The sequence below is a fragment of the Priestia sp. TRM10 genome (assembly GCF_057808375.1).
In genome coordinates this window covers 102992-126700 of the sequence record NZ_JBJZOT010000012.1, presented here as the reverse complement: position 1 = coordinate 126700, position 23709 = coordinate 102992, and the positions used below count along the sequence as shown (strand labels likewise).

The 23709-nt window shown below is 36.3% G+C and carries 26 protein-coding genes; 24 read left to right on the top strand and 2 right to left on the bottom strand.

Features of this window, described 5'->3' with window-relative positions:
- The first annotated feature begins 179 nt into the window (after positions 1-179).
- Both ACK3CR_RS11295 and ACK3CR_RS11290 read left to right on the top strand, forming a co-directional pair.
- A complete protein-coding gene (locus tag ACK3CR_RS11295) occupies positions 180-1172 on the top strand; it encodes a hypothetical protein (protein WP_488975444.1) in 993 nt (330 codons plus the stop codon).
- Positions 1173-1283: 111 nt separating this feature from the next.
- Complete coding sequence (locus tag ACK3CR_RS11290; protein WP_488975443.1) at positions 1284-1733, top strand: hypothetical protein; 450 nt, start codon at positions 1284-1286, stop codon at positions 1731-1733.
- Positions 1734-1941: 208 nt separating this feature from the next.
- Here ACK3CR_RS11290 and ACK3CR_RS11285 read toward each other — a convergent pair whose 3' ends face one another.
- Positions 1942-2496, bottom strand: a complete 555-nt coding sequence (locus ACK3CR_RS11285; protein WP_488975442.1) for a DUF3967 domain-containing protein — start codon at positions 2494-2496, stop codon at positions 1942-1944.
- A gap of 1092 nt (positions 2497-3588) precedes the next feature.
- Here ACK3CR_RS11285 and ACK3CR_RS11280 point away from each other — a divergent pair.
- The 7 genes from ACK3CR_RS11280 (at position 3589) to ACK3CR_RS11250 (ending at position 9218) form a co-directional block, all read left to right on the top strand.
- The gene (locus ACK3CR_RS11280) at positions 3589-4773 is read left to right on the top strand and encodes a ParM/StbA family protein (protein ID WP_488975441.1); all 1185 of its coding nucleotides are present in this window, start codon (positions 3589-3591) and stop codon (positions 4771-4773) included.
- 4 nt (positions 4774-4777) lie between these two features.
- Complete coding sequence (locus ACK3CR_RS11275; protein WP_488975440.1) at positions 4778-5182, top strand: hypothetical protein; 405 nt, start codon at positions 4778-4780, stop codon at positions 5180-5182.
- Positions 5183-5253: 71 nt separating this feature from the next.
- Positions 5254-5508 carry a hypothetical protein gene (locus ACK3CR_RS11270; RefSeq protein WP_488975439.1) on the top strand — a complete coding sequence of 85 codons (255 nt, stop codon included), beginning with the start codon at positions 5254-5256 and terminating at the stop codon, positions 5506-5508.
- A 116-nt stretch (positions 5509-5624) separates the two neighbouring features.
- Positions 5625-6257 carry an HAD-IA family hydrolase gene (locus ACK3CR_RS11265; protein WP_411205748.1) on the top strand — a complete coding sequence of 211 codons (633 nt, stop codon included), beginning with the start codon at positions 5625-5627 and terminating at the stop codon, positions 6255-6257.
- A 36-nt stretch (positions 6258-6293) separates the two neighbouring features.
- Positions 6294-7271 carry an alpha/beta hydrolase gene (locus ACK3CR_RS11260; protein WP_488975438.1) on the top strand — a complete coding sequence of 326 codons (978 nt, stop codon included), beginning with the start codon at positions 6294-6296 and terminating at the stop codon, positions 7269-7271.
- Positions 7272-7276: 5 nt separating this feature from the next.
- The gene (locus tag ACK3CR_RS11255; protein ID WP_404900500.1) at positions 7277-8653 is read left to right on the top strand and encodes a sensor histidine kinase; all 1377 of its coding nucleotides are present in this window, start codon (positions 7277-7279) and stop codon (positions 8651-8653) included.
- A 4-nt stretch (positions 8654-8657) separates the two neighbouring features.
- Positions 8658-9218, top strand: a complete 561-nt coding sequence (locus tag ACK3CR_RS11250) for a response regulator (protein WP_488975437.1) — start codon at positions 8658-8660, stop codon at positions 9216-9218.
- A 177-nt stretch (positions 9219-9395) separates the two neighbouring features.
- Here ACK3CR_RS11250 and ACK3CR_RS11245 read toward each other — a convergent pair whose 3' ends face one another.
- A complete protein-coding gene (locus ACK3CR_RS11245; RefSeq protein ID WP_488975436.1) occupies positions 9396-9809 on the bottom strand; it encodes a helix-turn-helix domain-containing protein in 414 nt (137 codons plus the stop codon).
- 137 nt (positions 9810-9946) lie between these two features.
- Between ACK3CR_RS11245 and ACK3CR_RS11240 the strand changes: the two genes are divergently transcribed.
- The 15 genes from ACK3CR_RS11240 to ACK3CR_RS11170 all read left to right on the top strand — a co-directional run bounded on the left by ACK3CR_RS11240 (position 9947) and on the right by ACK3CR_RS11170 (position 23700).
- Entirely contained in the window at positions 9947-10204 is a 258-nt protein-coding gene (locus ACK3CR_RS11240; RefSeq protein WP_410914459.1) for a helix-turn-helix domain-containing protein, read from the top strand.
- On the top strand, positions 10173-10421 hold the full coding sequence (locus ACK3CR_RS11235) for a hypothetical protein (protein ID WP_120046350.1): 249 nt from the start codon (positions 10173-10175) through the stop codon (positions 10419-10421). Before ACK3CR_RS11240 ends, ACK3CR_RS11235 begins: the two co-directional genes overlap by 32 nt.
- A 445-nt stretch (positions 10422-10866) precedes the next feature.
- Positions 10867-11331 (top strand): hypothetical protein, encoded by a 465-nt coding sequence (locus tag ACK3CR_RS11230; RefSeq protein ID WP_488975435.1) that lies wholly within the window; start codon positions 10867-10869, stop codon positions 11329-11331.
- Positions 11332-11359: 28 nt separating this feature from the next.
- Positions 11360-11602 carry a hypothetical protein gene (locus tag ACK3CR_RS11225; RefSeq protein WP_488975434.1) on the top strand — a complete coding sequence of 81 codons (243 nt, stop codon included), beginning with the start codon at positions 11360-11362 and terminating at the stop codon, positions 11600-11602.
- Between the two features lie 20 nt (positions 11603-11622).
- Positions 11623-11910, top strand: coding sequence for a hypothetical protein (locus ACK3CR_RS11220; protein ID WP_113715398.1), 288 nt, complete (start codon positions 11623-11625; stop codon positions 11908-11910).
- 98 nt (positions 11911-12008) lie between these two features.
- Positions 12009-13136, top strand: coding sequence for a hypothetical protein (locus tag ACK3CR_RS11215; RefSeq protein ID WP_488975433.1), 1128 nt, complete (start codon positions 12009-12011; stop codon positions 13134-13136).
- A gap of 34 nt (positions 13137-13170) precedes the next feature.
- The gene (locus tag ACK3CR_RS11210; RefSeq protein WP_488975432.1) at positions 13171-13644 is read left to right on the top strand and encodes a hypothetical protein; all 474 of its coding nucleotides are present in this window, start codon (positions 13171-13173) and stop codon (positions 13642-13644) included.
- Positions 13641-16256, top strand: coding sequence for a VirD4-like conjugal transfer protein, CD1115 family (locus ACK3CR_RS11205; protein ID WP_488975431.1), 2616 nt, complete (start codon positions 13641-13643; stop codon positions 16254-16256). Before ACK3CR_RS11210 ends, ACK3CR_RS11205 begins: the two co-directional genes overlap by 4 nt.
- Positions 16257-16271: 15 nt before the next feature.
- Positions 16272-16481: a hypothetical protein gene (locus ACK3CR_RS11200; protein ID WP_046218185.1), complete on the top strand. Its 210-nt coding sequence runs from the start codon at positions 16272-16274 to the stop codon at positions 16479-16481.
- Between the two features lie 38 nt (positions 16482-16519).
- Positions 16520-18967 (top strand): pLS20_p028 family conjugation system transmembrane protein, encoded by a 2448-nt coding sequence (locus tag ACK3CR_RS11195; protein ID WP_488975429.1) that lies wholly within the window; start codon positions 16520-16522, stop codon positions 18965-18967.
- Positions 18968-19015: 48 nt separating this feature from the next.
- On the top strand, positions 19016-19306 hold the full coding sequence (locus ACK3CR_RS11190) for a DUF5592 family protein (RefSeq protein ID WP_113715394.1): 291 nt from the start codon (positions 19016-19018) through the stop codon (positions 19304-19306).
- Positions 19307-19323: 17 nt separating this feature from the next.
- Positions 19324-20031, top strand: a complete 708-nt coding sequence (locus ACK3CR_RS11185) for a TraC-like domain-containing protein (RefSeq protein WP_488975428.1) — start codon at positions 19324-19326, stop codon at positions 20029-20031.
- 18 nt (positions 20032-20049) lie between these two features.
- Positions 20050-21978: a VirB4 family type IV secretion system protein gene (locus tag ACK3CR_RS11180; protein ID WP_488975427.1), complete on the top strand. Its 1929-nt coding sequence runs from the start codon at positions 20050-20052 to the stop codon at positions 21976-21978.
- Positions 21979-21981: 3 nt separating this feature from the next.
- The gene (locus ACK3CR_RS11175; RefSeq protein WP_488975426.1) at positions 21982-23100 is read left to right on the top strand and encodes a bifunctional lytic transglycosylase/C40 family peptidase; all 1119 of its coding nucleotides are present in this window, start codon (positions 21982-21984) and stop codon (positions 23098-23100) included.
- A 15-nt stretch (positions 23101-23115) separates the two neighbouring features.
- A complete protein-coding gene (locus ACK3CR_RS11170; protein ID WP_488975425.1) occupies positions 23116-23700 on the top strand; it encodes a MerR family transcriptional regulator in 585 nt (194 codons plus the stop codon).
- The last annotated feature ends 9 nt before the right edge of the window (positions 23701-23709 follow it).

Here is a 23709-nt window from a genome sequence, read left to right as displayed (position 1 = left end):
CGGTAAACACTTACCTCAAACCTTGTTCACAATAGTTAAAGTTTCTATCTGCATTTTACAGCAAAACTTTAACTATTGCAAGGGTTTATTGTACTCTCTTTCGTAAAGGGTGTGTTTACCGAATTTTTAAACGGTAAACACACCCTTTTTCTTTTCCTACAGAAAAGAGGAGAGAAAATATGTTAATTTTCAGTGATGATTTTGCCCGTATGCAAAACTATGAATCTTATACGAAAACCCAACATGAACAGAAACAAATGAAGTACAAACTTTTAAGTATTGTAGAGTCTGCATTTGGAGATTCATATGTTCGTTTAAAACCAGAAACACGTAACGCGATTGATATGATTTGCTTTTTAGCTACAGATAAAGGCTTTGTTTATGCGAAGGACTCCTATTTTGCTGAGAAACACGATATTTCTGCTCGTACAATCCGTCGTGTCATGAAAACATTAGAGGAAGCTGGAAAGATCGTGAAGGCTCATCGTTCTTCTTCTAAACATAATGGTCGAGGCGCTGCTGTTTATTTCTTTGTGGATCATCCTTGTTTTACACACTGGCAACAATATTTCGACTTTGATGTCCAAGCTGATGTCCAAGCAGAAAACGCTGAAATCCCTTGTGAGAGTAAGGATGGAGAGTCAAAAAAAGTTTCTACCTATTCTTTACCTAAAAATCATTATATTAAAAATCATTTTATGTATAAAACGATTCCTTTTATCAAAGGAGTCCCAAAACTCATTAATCAAACCTTTAAAGATGTGTTTAAAGACTCTTTAAGAGATCTTTATTTACGTGTACGTGTGGCTTCTCAAAAAGTATGTCAATCTGTATCTATGACTCTTTCTAAAAAGGATATTCACTCGATTGCTTATGAATCTATTCATACTTTATTTACATACATAAAAACGCGTTCTATGAGCTTTGAGGAGCAATGTAAGTTGGTGTATCGAATTGCTTTAAATAAATTTAATGAACTTGTACAAACAATAGATAAAGAAGAGTCTGTAGTTGTAACCCCTCGTAAAATTGTGCGTAAAGAAATGCTGCCGGATTGGTTTCAAGAACAACAAGAGAAAGAAAAAGTAAAAGAGAGCACTCTTTCCATAAATGATGAATCACAAGAAGATGAAATGGTCAGAATGAAGGCTATTTTAGCACATTATTCTTAAACAAACTGTAAGACTACTGTGTTAGTAACAGACAGTAAATCTTGAATTTAAAGTCATGCTATTAAAGTGAAGGTTTGTTGAAGAGGAATTCTTATATTTAAGGAGACAAGAATGAGAATTAGACAAGAAATGAAGGCAAACATACTTCTTAAATTTTTGATGATTGGATTAGGAATAATATTCATCCTTTTTGGCTGTTCAACATCGGATGAATGGGAAGAAGAAGTTTCTAAGTCTCCCCCTCTGAGTGGAACTTCTTTTCTTACAAGCCATTCGCCAACTCTAGTACATACCATCGACTTTCAGGAAATGAGTACCAGAACTATAGATGAGAAGGATAAAAAGATAACCTATGGATACTCTTCCCTACGGATTTATTACGGAGAATATGGTAGCAAGTTGGTGAAATATAAAGAACTTACAGGGTTTGATTTAACGACAGTTGATAATTTTGAGGTTAAATGGCAAGGCGATAGTCAAGTTATGATTAATGTGTACCGAAAAGCTGAAAATGGAACTATATTTAAAGACGAGACTATTCGTTTAGACACTTCAATTTAGTCTCTGAATAACGGGGAAATTCAGGAATAAAAGCTATAATAGAGCATTGTTAGGCAATTGAGAGTTTTAATAAAGCAAGGATTTTAAAACAATCAACCTTTTTTGTGAAAAGTTAATCAATCCTATTAAATAAGAGCATGTTTGGGTTTGCCTTTTCCCAAAATATGCCCTTATTTTTACCTATAAGATTTTCTTTCTACATGCCTTCTTAAGAAAACAATCGAGCGAAAAACCCTTTCTTTTTAGTTGCAGCTACTTCAGATTTTGATTGTTGGGTTTCTTTAACTACGTCCAGAAGTTGTTGGTCCCTCTTTTCTAAGGAGTTCTGTATGTACTCTTGTTGTTTTTCTAATCTATTAATTAGTGCCTGGTTAAATTCTTCTTGTCTCTTTAAATGTTCCTTAATAACCTCTAGTTCCAACATAACTGGATCCTCTGGTGTCCTTGCAGGTTTTAAAGGATCATCACCAGTGGAAAGATAATGATTAATTTGTTTAATGGAATAACCTTGTTCCCTACTTAGTTTCTTAATTAATAATAACTGTTCAATTGAAGACTTATCAAAATAATGATACCCATTTTCTCCTTGTAAAGTAGGAATGTGATTTTTTAGTTCTTTCATCCAGTTACGGACAACATGTACACTTTCATCAATCTTTTGAGCAGCTTCTTTAATAGTTAGTTTGATATCACCAGAGTTATCATCAATGTTATCTGAAGTTGGGTTTTCACTTTCACTTAGGTTTTCGTTATCTATTTTCACCTTTGTCTTCACCTACCTATAGAGATAATAAACTTATTTTATAAGAATTTAAAGTTAAGTTTCAACTTTCCTTACCCTTTCCCCCCTTGTTTCTACTTAGTAGCTAATAGTAACTATGATATAAAAGGTTTATCCAAAAAAATGATATCCACTTTCTCTTTATAAAGTTAGAATATGATTCTTTAATTCTTCCATTCCACTCCTAAACACATGTACACTTTCATCAATATTCTAGGCGGCTCCTTTAGCGATTAGTTTGATATTACCAAAGTTACCCGTGGGGTTTTGTAAAGTTGGGTTTTCACTTCCCCTTAGGTTTTCACCACATATCTTCACCTTTGTTTACACCTACCTATAGAGATGATAAACCTATTTTATGAAGATTTAAAGTTAAGTTTCAACTTAACTCCACTTTTTCCTTCTAAATGTTACTATTCAATAATTAATAATAACATTTAGATGAAAAACTTATCAAAACATTGCTAGTTATCTTTTGATAATGTTGAGATATAAGTTTTTAATTCATTTTCCGGTAATATGTACACTTTTATCAATCTTTTGGGCGGTTTCTTTAATAATTAATTTGATATCACTAAAGTTATCCTCAATGTTATATAAATGTAGGTTTTAACTTACACTTAAGTTTTTATTATTTATGATTACCTTTGTTTACACTTATCTATAGAGTTTATAAGTATGTTTTATAAAGGTTTAAAGTTAAGTTTTAACTTCTCTTAATGTTTACACTAACTTATAACTACTTAGGTTTAAATTCACTATAGTTATTTAAAAACTTCTCTATGAATAAAATTTTAAATGAAGAGTCATTATGTATTGTTTTTATATAATAAGGGAACCTAAAATTTATTAAAAACGTATAATTTATATTTAAAATAAGTGTTTTATACATTTTTATCTAAGTTTATATAATAATATATTAGTATTTATATAATTATTATATAAAAATCACCTCGTTTTGTATTTTTGTTTTTAAAGTATAAAAAAAGTATAAAAAATATATTTAAAATATTAAATATTAATGTATTTTATGCTATAATATATGAGAAAATAAAAAAGGAGTGGGATTTAATAATGAAATTGATCCTTGCTAATGATATCGGAAACGATAAAATGAAGATTCTTGAACCAGGCATTAAAGAGGTAGTGAAAGTTCCAAGTGCTTATAAAAGAATTAATCGAAAACCTTCAGTCCATGAAAATGATGTAAAAAAGAACGTAGCAAATCTCATTGACCAATTACTCGTACATATTTCAAGCTCATCCATTCGTCGTGATGGTTTATATATGATTGGAGAACGAGCAATTCAAACTACAGAAGGCGTAAGCAATATGGATATTGCCGTTCATGAAAAGCATAGTAGTGATTTACCTTTAATTAATACGTTAGGTTATGTGGCAGGAAGAGCTGTGCAAAAACATTATGATGCGGAAGGGAATCTTCCTCAATCCATAAAAGTAGAAGTGGGCATGAGTAGTGCCATCCCAGCCAGTCAACACAATATAGAGACAGCGAGACAGTTAGAAGAGCGTTTTATGGAAACTTCTCATGTGGTCATTGTGTATGTAGGTCAAGAACAGGTAACCGTAGAATTAAACTTCTCACAAGTAAAGGTTACCAAAGAAGGTATTCCGGCATTATATGCAATCTTTGAAGGACCAAATGATATGTTTAAAGAGTTTTGCAAAGAGTATGGAATGAAGAAAATCGAGGGATCGCATTTCACAAACTCCAAAATTATGCATATCGATATTGGAAGTGGTACAACCGAGTACATTTATTCTGTGGGTGTAAATCCTCAACCAGAGCAGTGTACAGGAGAACGGCGTGGAGTAGGGCATGCGGTCGAAGAAGCAATTCAATTAATGAAAGAAGAACGTAAAGGCCTTAATATTAATCGTCAGCAATTTGCGAAATATATTGAGCGACCAGATGAGTATCCTAAAGATCATGACTTAGCTGTTCATTACTTGCGTGAGGCTCGTATCAATCAAGTGGATTTCATTTTGGAAGATGTAGAACGTAAATACACAACAACACTCTCTAGTGAACCAGAATATCTAGCTTGCTATGGAGGAGGCTCCATCGAATTTAAAGAGGATATGTATAAATACTTAAAAGAATTTGCGGACTCTGTGGATGCGAAAGTCCTTTGGATCCCCGAACAATATGCTGTTGATATGAACGTGAAAGGATTAGATATCTTAAATCGCAACATGCTATTTACAGAAGAATACAAAGAAACTGTGGTGATGTAAAGGTATGACGAACGAAAAAAAAAGAAAAACACAGTATAACTGGAAGTTTAAAAGCAATGAAACTGATGAATTTTATGAGTGGTTTGAAAATCAGGATAACATTGCGCTTTCTCTACGTAAGATTGTGTATCATATGATTGAGCTATATGGGACGGAGAGCGTTTTAAATCATCATGTCGATAAAGAAATGAGTCGAGATATGTTTATTCTAGAGGCTCTTAGAGGAAAAGATACTTTAACGGTAAAAGAGGGTATCCTTTCAGGAGGATCTCCAGGAAAAGATGCATCTATCCTTGAGAAATCGTCTTTCTCTGTACAGGAAGAACGTCCAGTAAATGAAGAATTGAATAAATCAGAAACCAAAAGTAAAGTCAATTATCAAGAGGTTAACCCAAAATCGATTTTTTGATAATTTTTAGGGAATGAATGTTAAGCCTCTCATATTATGAGAGGCTTATTTGATCAAAAGGGGATGAGAGGGTGGAAGCTGTTAATCGCATGATAAAACCGATTTTTGTATGCACCATCGTTCTACTATGTCTAATTGGGTTCTTTTTTTTCTTTAAATATGCTCTTTTGAAGATTTTAGGTTTGTTATTGCTTATTGGGATCTTTCTGATTGGTTCCTATCTTGTGTTTTGTATTTTGTTTGAAATTATAGGGTGTTTGGCTGTTTTGACATTACCATTAATTGTGATTCTTATTGTCATAGGAGCCTTTGTTTACTTTATGTAATAGAAATAATTTGAATTTAAAAAATTGAAATCTATTGTATTACAGTTCATTACCTTAATTTGATATAATTGAAAAATAAAACCTATTTAACTGTAAACAATTTGGAAAGGGTTAATATGGATAAAACTATACTTTTTAATTTTAATGGTACTCTTTTAAATACTAAACATTTGGCTATTAATATATTTAACGAAATTGCAGGAAAGTATGAATACAGGAAGATTGCTGAGGAGGAAATTCCATATCTAAGTACATTGTCTGTACGTGATAGGTGTAGAGTATTGAATATACCAATATATAAGATGCCTATAGTAGGTATGAAAATCAAACAGAGATACCAACAATATCTCCCCGATTTAGAACCAGTAAAGGGGATTCATGGTGTTATAGTTCAATTAAAGAAAATGGGTTTTCAATTGGGTTTTTTGACCACGAATTCTCGAGATACAACTAGTAAGTTTTTAATAAATAATTCTATGGATATATTCGACTATGCCCATTATTCATTCAATCCATTTTCTAAGAAAGGGGAAATATCCTTTTTCTTAAAAGATCATAATTTAAAAGCCGAGGATATTATTTATATAGGTGATGAACTAAGGGATATTAAGGCTGCTAAGCAAAATCAATTATATTGTATAGCAGTATCTTGGGGATATGATTCTAAAGAACTTCTAGAAGCAGGAGAGCCAAATCATATTGCCGATAGGCCACAAGATATATTAAATATTTTGCAAAGTAAATTCTAATTATATAGGCTAAGACAAGAGTTAGGGGTAATGAATTTGTTTATTTCAAAATTAATTGATTATTATGCTTTATATGATTTACATAGGAAGCGTAGTGCAAATTCTCAATTTTCTTCTGTGATTAATGAAGAACCTTCTATAAAGGATAGGGAGAGCTTTTATCAATCATTTAAAACGGATGTAAATTATGATATCCAATATTCCAAAGAAGGATATGATGTAGGAAGCTTTAGTTTTCCAAGTCTATTTTCATCAGGTATTACACCTAATGACCTTGTAAATGGAGAAGTATTTCTTAATAACCATCATGATGAAGTGCCTAACGTGATTTTTATACACGGTTGGCGTATGAGTTCATTTGACAGAATAAAAAAAATATTCCATGAACGGATTGCCGAAGAATTGAAATGGAATATGTATTATTTTACGTTACCTTACCATTTCGAGAGGGAACCAGAAACATCACTTTATAGTGGCGAGTTTATGATAAGTGCTAATATCTCTAGAACTATTGATTCGACTAGGCAAGCCGTAAAAGATCTTAGGGCGCTTATTCAATGGATTAAAAAGAATAAAAAAGGACCAGTCGTATTAATTGGCGTTAGTCTAGGAGGATTTATTACAAATTTAGTGGCTACTCTTGAGTCAGAAATTGATATTTTAACTTCCATTTTCTATGCTAATCGACTTTCTTATTCGATATGGAATACTATACCTGGAAAGTTTATACGAAAAGATTTAGAAGAGCATGGTGTAAACTATGAAGATTTAACCTCATACTGGAAGATAACGGATCCTAGTCAAGCTGTGCCCAAAATGAAAAAAGATAACATTTTGCTTATTTCCGCCAAGTACGATCAGTATGTTCACATTGAGGACGCAGATCACTTATGGGAAGCATGGGGGAGACCTCCAAGATACATCTATAAAGGTGGACATGCCGGTATTGTTTTAAATCGAAAAAGAATTGCAGTAGATACCCTTTCTTTTATTCAAAATAAGCTGAAGAGGTAGATAGTATGCTGATACTTGTAATACTGCTCTGGTTAATGGGAGCAATACTCCTTATTAGAAATCCTAAAAATGAAAAAATCAGATGGGCAAGTTATATTGGCTTTTTCGGAGGATTTGGTGGAGTAGGTGTTTTACTGGGAAAAGGTACAGAACGTCCAGAGTGGGCTCTGGTATTGGATGGTATATTTACTTCGATTGGACACTATTGGACTCCCTATGCCATTTTAATATTTGGATTAATATATTCTGACACAATAAGTAATCCTAAACATAAAAATTTGTATAAATGGTTGTTATTGATTCCGCCTATTATTATGTATTTTACCTTTCCTATATATCCAGAGTTTAGGGTGAACTTTGATGTACTATCTATTTGGATTGTCCCTTATGTACTGATGTCAAACTTTCTATTAGTCTATTCAGCTTGGAAAGAAACAAGGCTAACGATAAAAAGACAAAAGGCATTAACTGCTTTATTAATAGTACCCATGACTACATTTGCTGTTACCACTAATATTATCCTTGAAGCGTTTGGTTTTGTTGGGATATGGAAATACAATACATTGGTAATAATCCTTCAGTTCTTTGTGTTTTTGTATTTTGCTATTAGATACGGTATTTTAGGAGTACAAATTAGAGTAGAAAAAGAAAGACGTGATACTACCATGAAAGCCGTAGTATCGGGAACAGCTCTCTTGAATCACACTATAAAAAATGAAATAGCAAAGATTGATTTCTTAGTAAGCCAATTACGAGATCATATTCCTGAAAATGAGAAAGTCGCTGAAAATATTGATTTAACGTTGAATTCAACACAGCATGTTTTGGAGCTATCTACCCGAATCCAAAGTAAGTTGAATATTATAGATCTTAAAGAATCTACTTTTTGGTTGAATAGTATTCTGGAACGTACTCTTGAGCTATTAAAGCCTTATATAACGTCAGATATATCAATTATTAAGCAATACGAAACAAATGTTAAACTCGCGGGAGATGTTATACATATACAAGAAGCATTTATGAACATTATTAAAAATGCCATAGAGGCTATGGGGAAAGGTGGGTCTTTAATTATTAAGGTTTATCAAAGCCGTAATAAAGTTTATATAGATTTTAAAGATAATGGAAAAGGTATAGAGCAAGATCAAGTTCCACTTGTATTAGATCCCTTTTACTCTACAAAAAGACGAGTCGGAAATTATGGATTAGGTCTAACTTATTGTTATAACGTGATCCAGAAACATGATGGTGACATTTCAATAAAGAGCCAAGTTAATCAGGGTACAACAATTACTTTAATGTTTCCTTCAAAAAGAATTAGAAGTATGAACAAGCATCATAATTCACAATCAATGGAGGAGAAAGTCCATGTGTCCAATTAAGCTAATGGTTGTAGAAGATGATCCCGTATGGATGAAATGTGTATGTGAGTATGTAGAAAAAGAAGAGGATATTACTGTAGTTAAACAAGCTTACACAAAAGAGCAATCTATCCAAATTAATAATGAACAAGTAGATATAGTTTTAATGGATTTAAGTCTTACAAGAGATGAAGCAGATTTAAGTGGGATTGCAGTAGCGAGAGAATTATATAGTAAAGGCATAAAGAAAATTATAATGTTAACTTCATGGGAAGAACCGGATGCTATTTTAGAATCCTTTGATATAGGAGCTATTAATTATGTAACCAAAACATCTTATAGGGATATTCCTAAAGCTGTGAGAGATGCGTATGAAGGGAAGGTAAGTTTACACTCAGATGTGTCACCTATCCTTGTTAAGGAGTTAAAGAAAGAAAGGAAAATAAAAGTCTTAACTCCTACGGAACGAGATGTATATGAATTAAAAGAGAAAGGTTTAAGTCGAAAACAAATTGCTGAAAAGCTATATAAATCAGTTGAAACCGTAAAGAAACAACTGAAAATAATAAGAAGCAAGATAAATTAACATTCTTTGTTGATTTGTCTTGCTTCTTTGATTTGATAATAAAAGGCTTTCAGTGAAATGAGAAAAGGGGGGGTATTATTTTAACCCTCCCTTAATTTGGATAATACCCTTATTATGTAAGTAACCTTACTTATTCATTATCAAATTAAAAATTTAAGTTAAAAGTTTTTGTTATAGTTAGTATTTATTATTAACTATAGAACTGAGAAACATGGTCAGATGTTTCTTTTGAGTAGAATCTAACTCATTAATAATTCTCAATAAAGGCATATAGTTAATGACTAGATTTTCTATAAGTTCAGTATCATCTACAGACAGTCTATCTAAAATAATATTAGACTTTTCCTTTGTTTCATCCATACCCTTTAGATTTTTATTATATTCTGAGGGCAATACATCATATAATCCCACCCCTAGAACATCACAGATATCTATCATGGAGTCAAAAGTAACAAACCTTTCTCCACGTTCAAGACCACTAATAGTACTCTGAGAAGTTTTAGATAATCTTCCTAACTCTGCGGTAGTCATATTAAGGCTTTTTCTGTAACTTTTAACCTTCCTACCGATGTGATTTTTAAGTTCATTCATAAGTATCTACTCACTTTAACATTTTCTTTTATTTTAACAAAAGGGAAGGGTATTTGTTAAAGTACCCTAATGTTAATAATTTATTTTAAAAACCTATTTACAAATTATTTGTTATTGAATATACTCTAATCAAGGAGGTGGAAAACATTAACATAATCAGGGTGAAGAGAGTGAGAAAAGGGTGGACCCAGTTAGAACTAGCCGAAGTATCAGGGGTTCCTCAATGTACAATCTCTCAAATTGAACGAGGAAGTCGAAGGTACCCTACGTATGATACGATTCGCAAAATCGCTAAAGCATTGGATTTGCCGTTGGAGGATTTCTCCTTCATACAAGACCATAATAAAAAAGGGGCGGTGAAAGATGAAGACAGCGAAGCGACTGGCATTCTATGAAATAGCTGCGGCTCGAGCTCAAAGTGCTAAAACCTTCGATGGAAAAGTGTATAAACTACAGGGAGCTGTTGCTGTTGAACACGAAACAGGAAGTATTAAGAGAGTAGCTGATATTTATTATGATATTCGTTCCGTCCGGGACCATAATCAACGCATTATGGCGAAGAGACGACATAAGGAAGAAGAACTCAAAGAAGTATCTCACAAAAGTAGTTAACCACTATTCTTTTCGTTCTAAATGGACCACATACAAGCGATTCTAAGACGTGCCGAGAGCACGAAACGATCCTCGACAATTGGATAAAGCGTGCCTCCCCTCAATCGGTCACAAGGGGATTCAGGTATACGATGATGATAAGGTTCGGTGAAGGCGTCCTCAAACTCACTGGTGATCGATGTGGAATTCTTACAGTGTATCTCACTACCAGGGGATGCATAAGGTTCTTCGTACATGCCAAAACGTTGTGCATTGTTGGGCTTGGTGATTTTCATCATGCATGCCAACATAGGGTTAACCCTTTCCAGCCATAATAAGGGATATATTTTCCTTTCTTTTCCTTGTTATACTGAGGAGACAGAGACTGAGCTTATCCAAAAATCTCTCGGTAGGTTTTAGAATCGCTTAGTATGTCTGAATATTTAGAACAAAGGAGAATGAAAATATGAACCGTAAGTATGGGTTGATTTCACTCATTGCAGGTGTAGTTTTAGTCCTTGGTATAGGATCAGTATTTGTGTTTTCTCAAGGTTCAAGCGAAGTGAAGGGAAATGGAAACATTGAAGAATTGAGTCCTCAAGCCATGAAGAAGTTTATGAAAGAGGATGGAACAGGATTTATTATCTATTCGCTAGATAAAGATAATCGGGATAATTACCTTTATAGTGCAAAAAAAGCGATGGAAAGAAATGATGTAAATGCGAAAGAAATTAATAGTAATGATCCGAGATACGATGGTTCGAAAAACCAAATGTACTATGGGTTAGATCAAAATGCTGATACTTTAGCCGTCTATAAAGATGGTGAAATGAAGAATCAAATTGATTTTGAAGAATATGAAGCGTCAGAATTGGAAGCTGAGCTTGATTACTTCATTCAAATGTCAAAAGAAACGTATTTTGAGAACTAATGGCTTACTTTATGAAAGGAGTGAGGCGATGTCCATTACACAAAAGGATTTAAAGAAGTCGAAAGATCTTGTAGAAAAGTTATTAAAAGTCCAAGGTCATAAATATAATGATTGGCTTCATCAGCAACATCAAACGTTTATTGAAGAGAATCAAGACTTAATTTTAGAGGCGTTAAGTGCCTTTACAGAACCCGCCGAAGAGAAGGAGACACCTAAAAAAGCTGTTCCTTCCGAAGTTTCTTCTCATGAAAACCCAGTAGTTCATAATTAAGAGGAAAAGGGGAGTATAGAATGATTGATCTATTAAACCAAATGAATGACTTGTCACTTGGTGCTGCCGATGGAATGTCAGGTTTAATTGAAAGTGGAAAGTCTACTTTAAAGTGGGGACAACGGTTAGGACTTATTTGTGCAGCGATCGCGTTTGCAATCGGAGGTTACTTGTTAATGCTTGGTGGTGACCGAGGACGCCAAAAATGTATTGGATGGTTTATTGGTGGGGCTGTTGGTCTTGTGATTGTGATGGGAGCTTTAGGTATTGCACAAGGGGTAGATAGCAACATTAAATTTGGAGGATAAACGAACTTATCATCATCATTTATAAAAAGGGATGAGGAAGCTGTACTGAAAAGTATGGCTTTTTTTCATCTCTTTTTTTCATACAAAGGAGGAAAAACATGTTTGTGATGTTCATGAAAAGTGAAACGAAAGAGGTTCCTACGTTTCAGAAGCTCTCTTTTCAAGAAGCGTGTGAGAGAACACATGAATTAGAACATCAGTATCGTCAACAAGAGAAAAGAGCTTCGATTGACTTTCACGTGCTGAATGAAGAAAACCAAGAGTTATATGCCGGCACGTATCAACTAGGCTCTCACTTTGCTATAAATCTACTCGATCATATCCAAAAACAGTTATCTCAAATGAAAATCAATCCAAACCAAGAAGTTATCAAACAATCTTTTCTCAAAAAGCTATATCACGAAGTGCCTTATTCTTTACATCCTGAGGCCATAGAGTTTCCAGAAAGAGACGAATCAATCTTAACTCCTGGAACCTCTTCTAAAGAAGGATACACTTCGAAACTTTCTCATCTTCATCGAAAAATGATCTATGGAGGAAGTGCTTTATCGGTTTTACTTTTATCCATAGGGTGTTGGACGACGGTTTCAGCTTCTCAACAACAAAATGATGAGGTAGTGCAACTCGAACAAAAATTGAAAGAAGAAGAAAAGTTAACGAACTTATATGAAACAGCTCTTCTAGGAGATACAGAACAGGCAATAGAACAGCTTTCCAAAGGGAAAGGGAATAAGGATTTACAAGTCAATCAAGACGTCTATATGAGCCTTCTGTTAGAAGAAAAGAAGTATAAGGAAGCTGTGAAGGTAGGAGGAGAAAGGAAAGTAGAAGATCAATTGTTGGAAAAAGGAGATGTGCAGCAGATAAAAGCATTCCAAGAACTTTTTCCTTCTTCTACAGGAACCTTTGATGCGGCGTATCTCGAACAACGATGGGAAGATGTACTCTCTCAAAAGGAGGTCAGAATGACGGAAAAGCGTCAACGCATGAAAGGATATGCTCTGCTAAGAACAGGTAAGGTAGAAGAAGCTAAAAAACAAGTTAACCATCTTCAAGATAAGCGTATCCATCAAAAGATTAAAAAGTACGAACAGGTTCAACAAGAAATACAGGATCTTCAAAAACAGATAGAGGAGCAACAGCAGAAGGATCCAAAAGATGAAGCAAAAATTCAATCCCTAACGGAGGAGAAACAGAAGAAAGAAAAAGTTTTAAATGGTATATAGAGTCTTTTAAATAATGGGGCAAGGATGATGAGTAATGAAAAAATATAGGCTAGGTTACGATTATTTATTGCTGGCTAATAAATCATTTACTTATAAAAATGATTGTATTGGTGCCATGTGCATAAATGTAATGTTCAAAGTTTTTAATGAGGATGGTCAAGAAATGTTTTTTGAGGCGGAAGAATTGAAAGATCAAAAAATCCTCCTTAATCATGGGGATACGTGTTATTTATTCGATTTAATTTTTTGTTCCATTGATAGGGAAAATATCATAAGTTTTGAGCCTAACATTCCTTTATTAAGATATTGTGATTATAATTTTCAATGGGAAATTGATTCTTATACAAAAGACTTGGATAAAGGGTTTTTAGATCCTGAAATCATTTCAGAAGATGAGTTTAGGGATATCATCAAAAACAATATGGATGCCTTTGATAATAGTGATAATCGTTCTGCTCAAACCACTGCATACTTTACAGAAGAGATATATAAGGAGGAAGGAGAATGAGAGAATCCACCTCCATCAAATATAAAATAGCTGAAAAACAAGTACTCATTCCATTGAGTGCTTGTTTTTTTATTCTTACCCTATTAGGTGTCAATTTTATATTTAATATGATCCTAGATGTACTGAAAACGAGTTTTAGTGATGTGTTGGATCCTCAACCGTTTCATCCATCCTTTAAGGACGCCTATACGTTCCATTTTCTTGATTACCCTTATGTGTATGGAGCTATAGGATTAGGATCCACCCTTTTGACGGCTAAACTTATTTACAATATCCGTTCTAACTTTAAGGATTTAAACCGAAATCAAAAAGGGTCGAGTCGTTTTACAACACTAGAGGAATTACAGAAACAATATCGAGCTGTACCAGAAAAAGGGGAACGGTACTCCGATGGAGGAGGGGTGCCCATTTCTCGCATGGATAAAGTTAAATTAGTTTCCAACTGGAAAACGTACAGAAAAGTAAAAGGCATTCAAAAATTATTACAAGCTCATCTATTGTTTAAGAGAACGCCGTTTCTATTGATTGATGATAGTCCCGTTAACAATATGATTGTCGGGATTACTCGAAGTGGGAAAGGGGAAACCTTTGTGTTTCCAGCCATTGATGTGTATTCCAGGGCTGAAAACCAGCCTTCTCTTATCAATAATGATACCAAAGGCGAGCTCTTCGCTGCATCAAAGGAAACGCTTGAAAAAAGAGGCTATCATATCGAAGTGCTGAATCTTTTAAATCCTTTAGAGTCCATGAGTTATAATCCTTTACAACTCATTATTGAGGCCTATAAACAAGAAGATTATTCAACAGCTCAGTCGTTATGTAACACGCTTTCTTATACACTTTATTACAATCCCAACTCCAAGGATCCCTTTTGGCAAAACTGTGCCATGAGCTTATGTAATGCGATGATTTTAGCCATCACGGATAAATGTATTAAAGAAGGAACAGAAGAAAAGATTACGATGTATGCCGTAGCCAATATGCTGTCGGAGCTAGGATCTAGAGAGATTGAAATCGATGGAGATTCAGAGGAAACACAAAATGCGCTAGATAAATATTTTCAAGATTTGCCTTCTGATAGTGTGGCGAAAATGCAATATGCGACCTCAAATTTTTCAAAAGGGACGACGCGAGGTGGCATCTTTACTCAAACCATGGATCGACTTTCTATTTTCACATTCGATGAAATAGCGAAGATGACGTCTCGAAATAGTGTAGATCTTAAGCGAGTGGGATTTGGAAAAACCATAAGAGGAAAAGCGACCCCTAGGAAGCGAGTAGAAATTCTGTTTCCTGATAAGACAACGGAAAGCATTAAAACGGATGGAGAAGGGCGCTTTGAATTGAATTTTCAACAAACGTTAGAAGTAAACAAGGAGATTTACATTCAAGAAAGGGAAGGAAAGAAAAAATGTAAAGTGACGATTAAACAGATAGATGAGGAAACCGGGGAAACAACATTAGAGGTCAAGGAAGCCTCAAAAGGTATGGAAATTCAAGACATTATTTATTTCAATAAGCCGATTGCGATTTTCATGATTACACCGGACTATGACTCTAGTAATCACGTCATTGCATCTATTTTTGTACGTCAAATGTATTCAGTTCTAGCCAAAAATGCATCCTTGGCTCGAAGTGGGAAATGCCACAGGGAAGTAGTGTATATTTTAGATGAATTTGGTAATATGCCAGCGATTGAAGATATGAGTAACATGGTGACGGTTTGCCTGGGACGAAATATACGTTTTAACTTAGTCATTCAAGCGTATTCTCAGCTAAAAAATAAATATGGAGACAATGCGGATACCATTAGTGGAAACTGCGGAAACACCATTTATATTTTAACAAGTGACAATCAGACGGCTGAAACGATTTCCAAAAAGTTAGGGAATGAGACCATTCATTCTACTTCTCGAAGTGGAAAAGGATTGTCTTTGGATAAGAGTAAGACGGAAAGTGTAGATACAAAACCTCTTTTAACAGCCAGTGAGCTCATGAGTTTAGAAGAAGGTGAAAATGTGGTGTATCGAGTCATTAAGCGACAAGATCAGGAGCGTAATCGTGTGAAAGCCTATCCAATTTTTAATACGGGAAAAACAGCCATGAAATATCGATGGGAGTATCTTGGAGACGAATTTAATACGGACCAATCCATTTTAGATCTAGATATTGTCTCGCTTCATGAAAAGGTGGATCCAAAGAAACTGATTGTAGATTTTTCATATTTATTTGGAGAAAAGCCTTACGCGTCTGATCAAGAGAAAGCTGCTTCACCGCAACCAACCTCCTCCCAGGAAAAAGAGGAAGAAACGTCTCAAGCGTCGGATGCTCCATTTGCTTCCTCTCCTAAGGATTGGAAGTCGATGACGATCAACGAGTTTTTTGCGTCTGATCCGAATGTATTGAGACTGATTCAGGATAAATTGTTACCGAAATTACCTCAAACGATAGAAGACCTAGAACATAAAGTAATGGAGGACTTCTTGGGTATCTTACATGAACTTGGAGCGAACGATCAAATGGATTCGTATCTCTATGATGCGATCACCAAGCATATTCGGCGTATTAGTGAAGTATTAGAAAATGAGGAACCTCAACCGGTTCAATCTTAAAAGGAGGAGAAACATATGAACACGATTACAAAGGAATTAGAACGTATTATTACGGAGTATACACCGATTGTGGCAGAAGGAAATCGAGTTTCAATTGGGTTATTAGATGGGATCCTTTTTCTTCAAAAGGGGAACGAAGAAGAGGGCGAAGCACCGATGGTGATCCGAGTGGACGCCATGGCAGAACGTCTTTCTCTTACCGTTGAAGAGTTATTTGAAGGCTAATCCAGTGAACGAAACGTTGAAAGGGAGATGAGCACCGGATGAAAGATGAAGAAATTGTAGAGAAGCTTCAAACTTTTCATGATTATCTGGAAGTCGGGAATATTTGGTCGTATTGCTTGAGGTGGATGGGATGGTTTCTCATTCAATCTTTAGCTTGGTTAGTCGATGGGCTAGAAGGCATTACAGATAGTATTTTGGGGATTAAGACCTTTTTCAACTCCCCGGATGTGCAAGGATTTATTAAGGATATCCAACCTTTTCTTTATGTGTTATTAGCTTTTTCCATACTGTACATTGGATATTTGCTCATTATGAATAAGAAGCTTAACCGAGAGCAGATTATGTTTAATCTGTTTATTTCCATTGGGGTTATTGTTCTTCTCAATGTGGGCATGTTAAAAGCTGATAAGTTCACGGATGAGGCGGTTAATGCCGTAGATTTAAATGAAGAAGGAACCACGAGTGAAAAAATTATTAAAGATGGTATTACCGATGTTGCCCAATTGGATGTGAATGGATGGAAAACAACCGATTTAAAGAAACCAAACAGGGTGCCTCAAAAGAATATCAAAATGATTGATATTACAGAAAAGATTGATGATGAATTTAAGATTAACGATAAAGATGGGTTGAGTGACACAGGAAAGCAGATACTCAAAAAGAAATTAGCCCTCAATGGGGAGGGAAAAGAAGGCTTAGCCAAGTTAGATAATGGATGGTTTGACTTTTTTCCAGAACAGTACTACCGATGGCATTGGGATTTCTGGACGATTGCTATTACGCTCTTTGTTACCGGAATGACGTTACTGTTTATCACAATTAAATTAGCTAAGTTATGTTATGAATTAGCGTTTAACTCCATTTTAGCGCAACTGTTAGCTCCGGCAGACATTGCCGATGGTCAGAAGCTTAAACAGGTCTTAAAAAGCATTATGAACACCTTTTTGATTATTATCATGATTTTTATTTCGATGAAAGTGTATCTCATGGGAACCCAATTTATTAGCGATAAACTAGATGGAATCGCCTATCTCATTGCTTTAATTGCGATTAGTATTGCGGTTGTTGATGGTCCAGTGATGTGTGAACGTATCTTTGGGATCGATGCGGGCTTAAAGAGTGGATGGGCTGCTGTTGCAGGTGGTGTGGGCCTAGCCAAAGGTATAGAAAGTGCCATGGGATCCGTTGGAAAGGGAAAAAAGGCATTAGAGAAATTAGGAGGATTAGGGAAATCAGGTGTCGGTGGTCTTTCTATGGCAGGTGGAGGCATGGCTGGCATGGCTGCCGGTTTAGCTAAAGGGTCTGGTCAAGGACAAGGAAAAAAAGAGACCTTACCGGAACAAATGAAAAAAGCAACAGGTCAAGGGCAAGGTAAAGGACAACAGGAAGGGCAAGGCAAAGGTTCTGATTTAAGCTCTCATGTTCCCGGACAAGAACAAGGAAATGGGAAGATGGAGCAAGGTCAATCGCAAGCCGGTGGGTTACATCAAGGCTCCTCTCTTCAAGAAGAAATGAAAGCAGCCGAATCCAAAGAAGGAGGCGCGCAGGGGCATGATCTTTCGTCTAACGCTCAAGAGGAACAGAACGCGTCTTCTACAGTAGAGAGTGGAGGAAATGGCGGGCCAGGAACAACAAGCTTACAAGATGAAATGACGGCTTTGGAAGGCGAAAATGGTGCTTCTACTACAGAAGGCATATCGGGAAAGCAAGGATTGGGTCAAGGACAAACGACGCTTCATGATGAAATGAAAGCCGTAGAAGGAAATGGAGGTCTTTCTTCTTCTCAAGGCTCTATCTCTTCTTCTAATGGAGGATCTAAAACGGTAGATGCACCATCCGTTCAAAGAGGAAGCAATCTTCAACAAGAAATGAACACATCAGGGAAAACGCAAGGCTTTACCTCTTCTTCTAATGGTGGATCTCAGATTATCGATACACCATCTGTTCAAGGAGGCAGCAGTCTTCAACAAGAAATGAACAAATCAAGGGGAACACAGGAGATTTCCTCTCCTTCAACTCATGGTTCCCAAACCATTGATACTCCACCACCTGTACAAAATGGAACCACGCTTCATCAGGAAATACCATCTACAGAGAATTCAAGTTCCTATGAGGCACCATCGGAAACTCCGTCTTCTATGCCAAATGTCATTCATACCTCTGCTTCTGCTCCGTTACAGGAGAATATTCGTCAAGCCGAGGCTCAAGTGGCAGCAACGCAAGAATCTCATACCGTTTCTTCTTCGGCTCCCGTTCAGAATGCTTCCCAACAGGAAGTGGTGCCAGCGAGCACGGAAGAGATTCCGATGCCAAACCAACAACGGACGGAAACGCGTCATATTGGGCAGGTCATTCGAGATAAAGCTGTTTCTACATGGAAGGAATCGAAGACGGTTCATCAAACGAAGCGTACCTATCAGATTGGGCGAAATACAGGTGCAGGGTTAAGGGGCCTCGTAAAACGAGATCAGAATAAGAAAAAATAAAGGAAGTAGAGATGCTCTACTTCCTTTTTTATATGAAGGAGTGAAAATATGGCGAATTACAATATTCCTAAAGAAGTGACGACGGAGCTTAAAATCAATAAATCTCTATTTCTCTTTGATTTACTGTTCATTATTGGTTTATTAATCTTCACGATGATCTTAAATATTTTTATTCATCCGACGTTACAAATTCCGTATTACATCTTCATGGGCATTGTGGGTCTTATCATGATTTGGAGACCGCATACGAACCCGAAAAAGAGAATGTATCAAGTGCTGTTGATTACGATGATGCGAAAGAAAAATACGTATTGTGCGATTGATCAAGAAGAGGATTGATAAAGGAGAGAAGACGCATGGCTTTATTTGAAGAACAACCGATTCAACAACCTGCATCTCAAATGAAAAAGGGAAAGAAATGGTCTCAGGAAGCTCCTTTCTTTTTGGATGAAAAGGAGATCAAGACACGTAAACGTTCCTTCTTACATCCTTTTGCTGCCTTGAGAGAGAAACGAGCTAAAGCAAAAAAAGAGAAATCACCTCAAATCAAGAAGCTGATTGCGGAGATCATACCCATTGTCGATTATACCGAAAGTGGTTTATTTCAATTAAAAGGAGAAGGCTTCTTTGATATTTGGCAAATCCAAAGTAAAGATATTTTTGCGATGAACGAAAAAGAGGCTTCTTTCCATATTTACAGCCTGGCAAGTGGTTTTCAAAGCTATCAAGAAGCCTTTAAGGTTGTCTCATTAAATCTTCCCGTTTCCACAGAACAACAACAACAATATTTAGAAAAGAAGTTAGAACGGTCCCAAAACCTTCTCTATGAGCGTTTTCTTCAACAAAAATTAAAAGAGCTTCAATTTTTAGAGTGGGGCCGAACAAATCGGGAGTATTTTGTGTTTATCTATGGAAAAACCGAATTAATGGTCAAGGAAAGAAGAGAGGATCTTATTCGCTATTTACAAAGAACAACCCCTCTTATTGAGGTGAATGATAAGAAGAAAATTGAACTAATCTATAAACTTTATAATCAAAATGCCAAACTTGGCAATAAACAATAAAGAGAAGGTGGGAGAAACATGGCATTTCCTTTTTTAAAATATAAAACGAATGAAGAGGTCAAAAAGAAAGAAGGCTATAACCCTACGTTATTGAGTCAAATTCAACCGCAAGGTGGCGTGAGTTTTAAAGAAAATTGTGTTCGGAATGGGGATGGCTATTCCACTTGTGTGCATGTTTATGATTATCCAAACAATGTTAACGACTTCTGGTTAGAGCCGATTCTGAACATGCCTAACGTGATTACCACCTTGGATGTGGTGAGTGATGACCGAAAACAAGTCATTGATTCTATCAATAAGAATATGTCGGAACAAAATGCTCGTCACCTTCATGCCAAGGAGAGTATTGATCGGTTAGATGCTGAAAACCTGTTTCATGAGATGAGGGAGTTATACCGTCAGATTGTGAATGGGGAAGTCATGAAACGCATTCATCTACGAATCTACTTGGCAGCTAAAACAATTCCCGATCTAGAAAAAGAGTTTAAGAGGGTCATCGAGCATTTAGAATCTCATAACTTTCGAGGTGCTATTTTCTTAAATGAACAAGAGTATGAATGGGAGTCGATGGTTACGGACTTTGATACCCAATTACAATATGTAAATAAGAGAAAAGGAAAGGAAATCCCTGCGCTATCCCTAGCCGGTGGGTTTCCTTTTCATTTTACCCAGTTAGATGATCCCTATGGGATGTATTACGGCACGACCCGAACCGGTGGAAGTGTGATCTATGATCTTTTCCATAAGGATGAACATCGTAAAAGCTATAATGCCGTTCTCATGGGGTTGATGGGGGCCGGTAAATCCACGTTTTTAAAGAAACTGACGATGGATAATGCGATTAAGGGTTATAAGATTCGGGGCTTTGATATTACAGGAGAATTTCGAGAGTTAGTTCGTGATTTAGGAGGAAAACAGATTGCATTAGATGGATCAGAGGGGAAAATCAATCCTCTTCAAGTGTTCAAAACCTCTGAAAGTGAACTGAATTGTTTTACGCAACATTTATCGAAGTTGACGATCTTTTATCGCTTTATTGCTCCAGAAGCTAAGGATGAGGAGTTAAAAGAATACGAGAATCTCTTGCGTAAATTGTACATTCATAAAGGCTTATGGAGTGATGAAAAAGGAGAGAACAACACCATTACGAGTCAACCTGTAGAAAAGTATCCGATTTTTAGTCATTTCCTTTCCTTTGTGAGAAAAGAACTGTATGCCAACTTTGATAAGAAAGAACATCATGCTCATTTAGGTGTCAGTCGTACCCATCGCTTGGAGTTAATTGAGTTGAATTTGATGAACTTGGTGGAAACCTACGCTCATCTTTTTGACGGGATCTCCACCATTGAAGATTTTAATGAAGAACAAATTGTGTTTTTTTCCCTACGTCATCTATCGAGCTTAAAACCGGAAATCTTCCAAGCCCAACTGTTCAGTGTAATGAACCTCCTTTGGGATAACATGTTGCAACAAGGCTCTCCTCAATTTGAAGCTTACAACCGAGGAGAGCTTTCGTTTGAAGATGCCATTCGTTATCTCATTGTCATGGATGAGGCTCATCACGTGGTGAACACTCGAAAAGGAAGTGAGCACGCGCTCCGTTTCTTAACAAAGTTTAGCCGGGAAGCTCGTAAGTATTTCGGTGGGTTGATCTTTGCCAGTCATTCCATCAGAGACTTTGTTCCAGAAGGCTCCGATCTATCAGCTGTAGAAGAAATTAAGATTCTATTTGAACTCGCTCAATATAAATTTATCATGCAGCAGGATAACAGTAATGTAGAAATGTTACGACGGATTTTTGCCGGACAGCTCACCGAAAGTGAGTTGGATGTCATTCCGAACTTAGCTCAGGGGGATGTCATTTTATCGATTAAAGCTGTAAAGAACATTCAGTTTCACATTGAAGTGACCGATGAAGAACTCGCTTTATACGGAGGAGGCGCATAAGGAATGCATATTGTCTTACAACTCATTCCGAAGAAGTACTTAATCGGAGGCGTTCTCGCTCTCGTTGGTATCATCGGTTTGGTTCTCATGGGGGCTGTGATTACTTTAGTAGGTGGATTAGAAAGTGATTCGGGCCAAGAGGATGTCACAATCGTTGGAGGAGGAGGCATTGGAGCAGGAACGGCTAATGTCTCTGCCCAAGTTCAACAGTATCAACCCTTGCTTGAAAAGTACGCGAGTAAGCATGGATTAGATCCTTCCTATGTGCCAATTATGATGGCACTTATGATGCAAGAGTCAGCAGGAAGAGGCAATGATCCGATGCAATCAAGTGAGTCTTATTGTGGAGAAGTAGGATGTATTACGAGTCCTGAACTTTCGATTGACCAAGGAGTTTCTCACTTTAAAAGTGTGTTGCAAAAAGCGAATTATGATATCAAACTTACGCTTCAAAGCTACAATTTTGGCCCTGGATTTATCAACTTTGCCATGAAGAATGGTGGTCATTATACCAAAGAATTAGCGATTCAATTTTCTCAACAACAATATCAAAAGTTAAAGCATACGGGCATCTATCGTTGTGTTCGTCCTGAGATGATTCCCTACGGCGCGTGCTATGGCGATAGCCTCTATGTTGACGCCGTGTTGAAGTACTATACCGGCACGATTTCAGTCGATGGAAAACCAACGGCACCTGTTAGTGGAGGGAATGGAGGCAATGGTTCTAAGGGAATGGCAGCTGCTCAAAAAGGAATGAGATTCGTGAACAAAACCGTTTATGTATTTGGAGGAGGACGTAATCCAGCTGATATTGCTGCCGGACGATTTGACTGTTCGAGCTTTGTCCGATGGGCGTTTGAACAGGTCGGAGTGAATCTTGGACCGATGACAAGCGTCACCACGGACACGATTAAAGTACAAGGGCAAGCGATCAATCCAAAGGATATGCAACCGGGTGATGTCATCTTTTTTGATACGTATAAGGTTGATGGACACGTTGGGATTTATCTCGGAAACAATCAATTTATTGGCGATCAATCCAGTACAGGAGTGGCCATTGCAAGTATGGCTCCTGGAACGTATTGGTCCAAAGTATTTAACGGAAGAGTCAAACGTTTCTAAACAGGAGAGTGACGTATGGAAAAGAAAAAATGGATCCTATTTATCACGCTTGCGGTGTTTATCGCAGGCGTTACGTTTTTCAATATTTATCTCAATCGAAACATCTCTCAAACGACCTCAGCGAAACAAGAAGCTATTAGTAAAGAGACCTTACAAGAAGAAAATCAAGCACTTAAAAAGCAATTAAAAGAGGTTTTACCTTCTGCCCAAGAGCAACAAAGACGCAACTATTTAGAGACGATAAACACCTTTTTAGATGTTTCTTATCATCAGGAAAAAGAAGGCTTTACGGAACGAAAAAAGAAAGCGAAACGAATTATGAGTTCGGAATTATATGAACAGTTTTATCCTTCTGCTCAATTTGAATTGGGCGACACATACCGTTCAAAACCTCAAAATATGCAACTCTATTTACAACAGTATGACAGCAATTTAGATGAGGTTCAAGTTATTGCCGAGTTCCAAAATCATCTTCAAATCTCAGAAGAAAAAGTGGAAGAAACGACGAATATCATCGCTAAAATTTCGTTGCGTAAAGAAGAGAATCGATGGATCGTCACAAGTATAGAACCATTAAAAAATGAAATTGTATCGGAATAGAAGGGAGAA

Excerpts from the sequence above, each read along its gene's own strand:
- ACK3CR_RS11295 (WP_488975444.1), top strand. The coding sequence starts at position 180 with ATGTTAATTTTCAGTGATGATTTTGCCCGTATGCAAAACTATGAATCT.
- ACK3CR_RS11290 (WP_488975443.1), top strand. The coding sequence starts at position 1,284 with ATGAGAATTAGACAAGAAATGAAGGCAAACATACTTCTTAAATTTTTG.
- ACK3CR_RS11280 (WP_488975441.1), top strand. The coding sequence starts at position 3,589 with ATGAAATTGATCCTTGCTAATGATATCGGAAACGATAAAATGAAGATT.
- ACK3CR_RS11275 (WP_488975440.1), top strand. The coding sequence starts at position 4,778 with ATGACGAACGAAAAAAAAAGAAAAACACAGTATAACTGGAAGTTTAAA.
- ACK3CR_RS11265 (WP_411205748.1), top strand. The coding sequence starts at position 5,625 with ATGGATAAAACTATACTTTTTAATTTTAATGGTACTCTTTTAAATACT.
- ACK3CR_RS11255 (WP_404900500.1), top strand. The coding sequence starts at position 7,277 with ATGCTGATACTTGTAATACTGCTCTGGTTAATGGGAGCAATACTCCTT.
- ACK3CR_RS11250 (WP_488975437.1), top strand. The coding sequence starts at position 8,658 with ATGGTTGTAGAAGATGATCCCGTATGGATGAAATGTGTATGTGAGTAT.
- ACK3CR_RS11245 (WP_488975436.1), bottom strand. The coding sequence starts at position 9,809 with ATGAATGAACTTAAAAATCACATCGGTAGGAAGGTTAAAAGTTACAGA.
- ACK3CR_RS11235 (WP_120046350.1), top strand. The coding sequence starts at position 10,173 with ATGAAGACAGCGAAGCGACTGGCATTCTATGAAATAGCTGCGGCTCGA.
- ACK3CR_RS11230 (WP_488975435.1), top strand. The coding sequence starts at position 10,867 with ATGAACCGTAAGTATGGGTTGATTTCACTCATTGCAGGTGTAGTTTTA.
- ACK3CR_RS11225 (WP_488975434.1), top strand. The coding sequence starts at position 11,360 with ATGTCCATTACACAAAAGGATTTAAAGAAGTCGAAAGATCTTGTAGAA.
- ACK3CR_RS11220 (WP_113715398.1), top strand. The coding sequence starts at position 11,623 with ATGATTGATCTATTAAACCAAATGAATGACTTGTCACTTGGTGCTGCC.
- ACK3CR_RS11215 (WP_488975433.1), top strand. The coding sequence starts at position 12,009 with ATGTTTGTGATGTTCATGAAAAGTGAAACGAAAGAGGTTCCTACGTTT.
- ACK3CR_RS11210 (WP_488975432.1), top strand. The coding sequence starts at position 13,171 with ATGAAAAAATATAGGCTAGGTTACGATTATTTATTGCTGGCTAATAAA.
- ACK3CR_RS11205 (WP_488975431.1), top strand. The coding sequence starts at position 13,641 with ATGAGAGAATCCACCTCCATCAAATATAAAATAGCTGAAAAACAAGTA.
- ACK3CR_RS11200 (WP_046218185.1), top strand. The coding sequence starts at position 16,272 with ATGAACACGATTACAAAGGAATTAGAACGTATTATTACGGAGTATACA.
- ACK3CR_RS11195 (WP_488975429.1), top strand. The coding sequence starts at position 16,520 with ATGAAAGATGAAGAAATTGTAGAGAAGCTTCAAACTTTTCATGATTAT.
- ACK3CR_RS11190 (WP_113715394.1), top strand. The coding sequence starts at position 19,016 with ATGGCGAATTACAATATTCCTAAAGAAGTGACGACGGAGCTTAAAATC.
- ACK3CR_RS11185 (WP_488975428.1), top strand. The coding sequence starts at position 19,324 with ATGGCTTTATTTGAAGAACAACCGATTCAACAACCTGCATCTCAAATG.
- ACK3CR_RS11180 (WP_488975427.1), top strand. The coding sequence starts at position 20,050 with ATGGCATTTCCTTTTTTAAAATATAAAACGAATGAAGAGGTCAAAAAG.
- ACK3CR_RS11175 (WP_488975426.1), top strand. The coding sequence starts at position 21,982 with ATGCATATTGTCTTACAACTCATTCCGAAGAAGTACTTAATCGGAGGC.
- ACK3CR_RS11170 (WP_488975425.1), top strand. The coding sequence starts at position 23,116 with ATGGAAAAGAAAAAATGGATCCTATTTATCACGCTTGCGGTGTTTATC.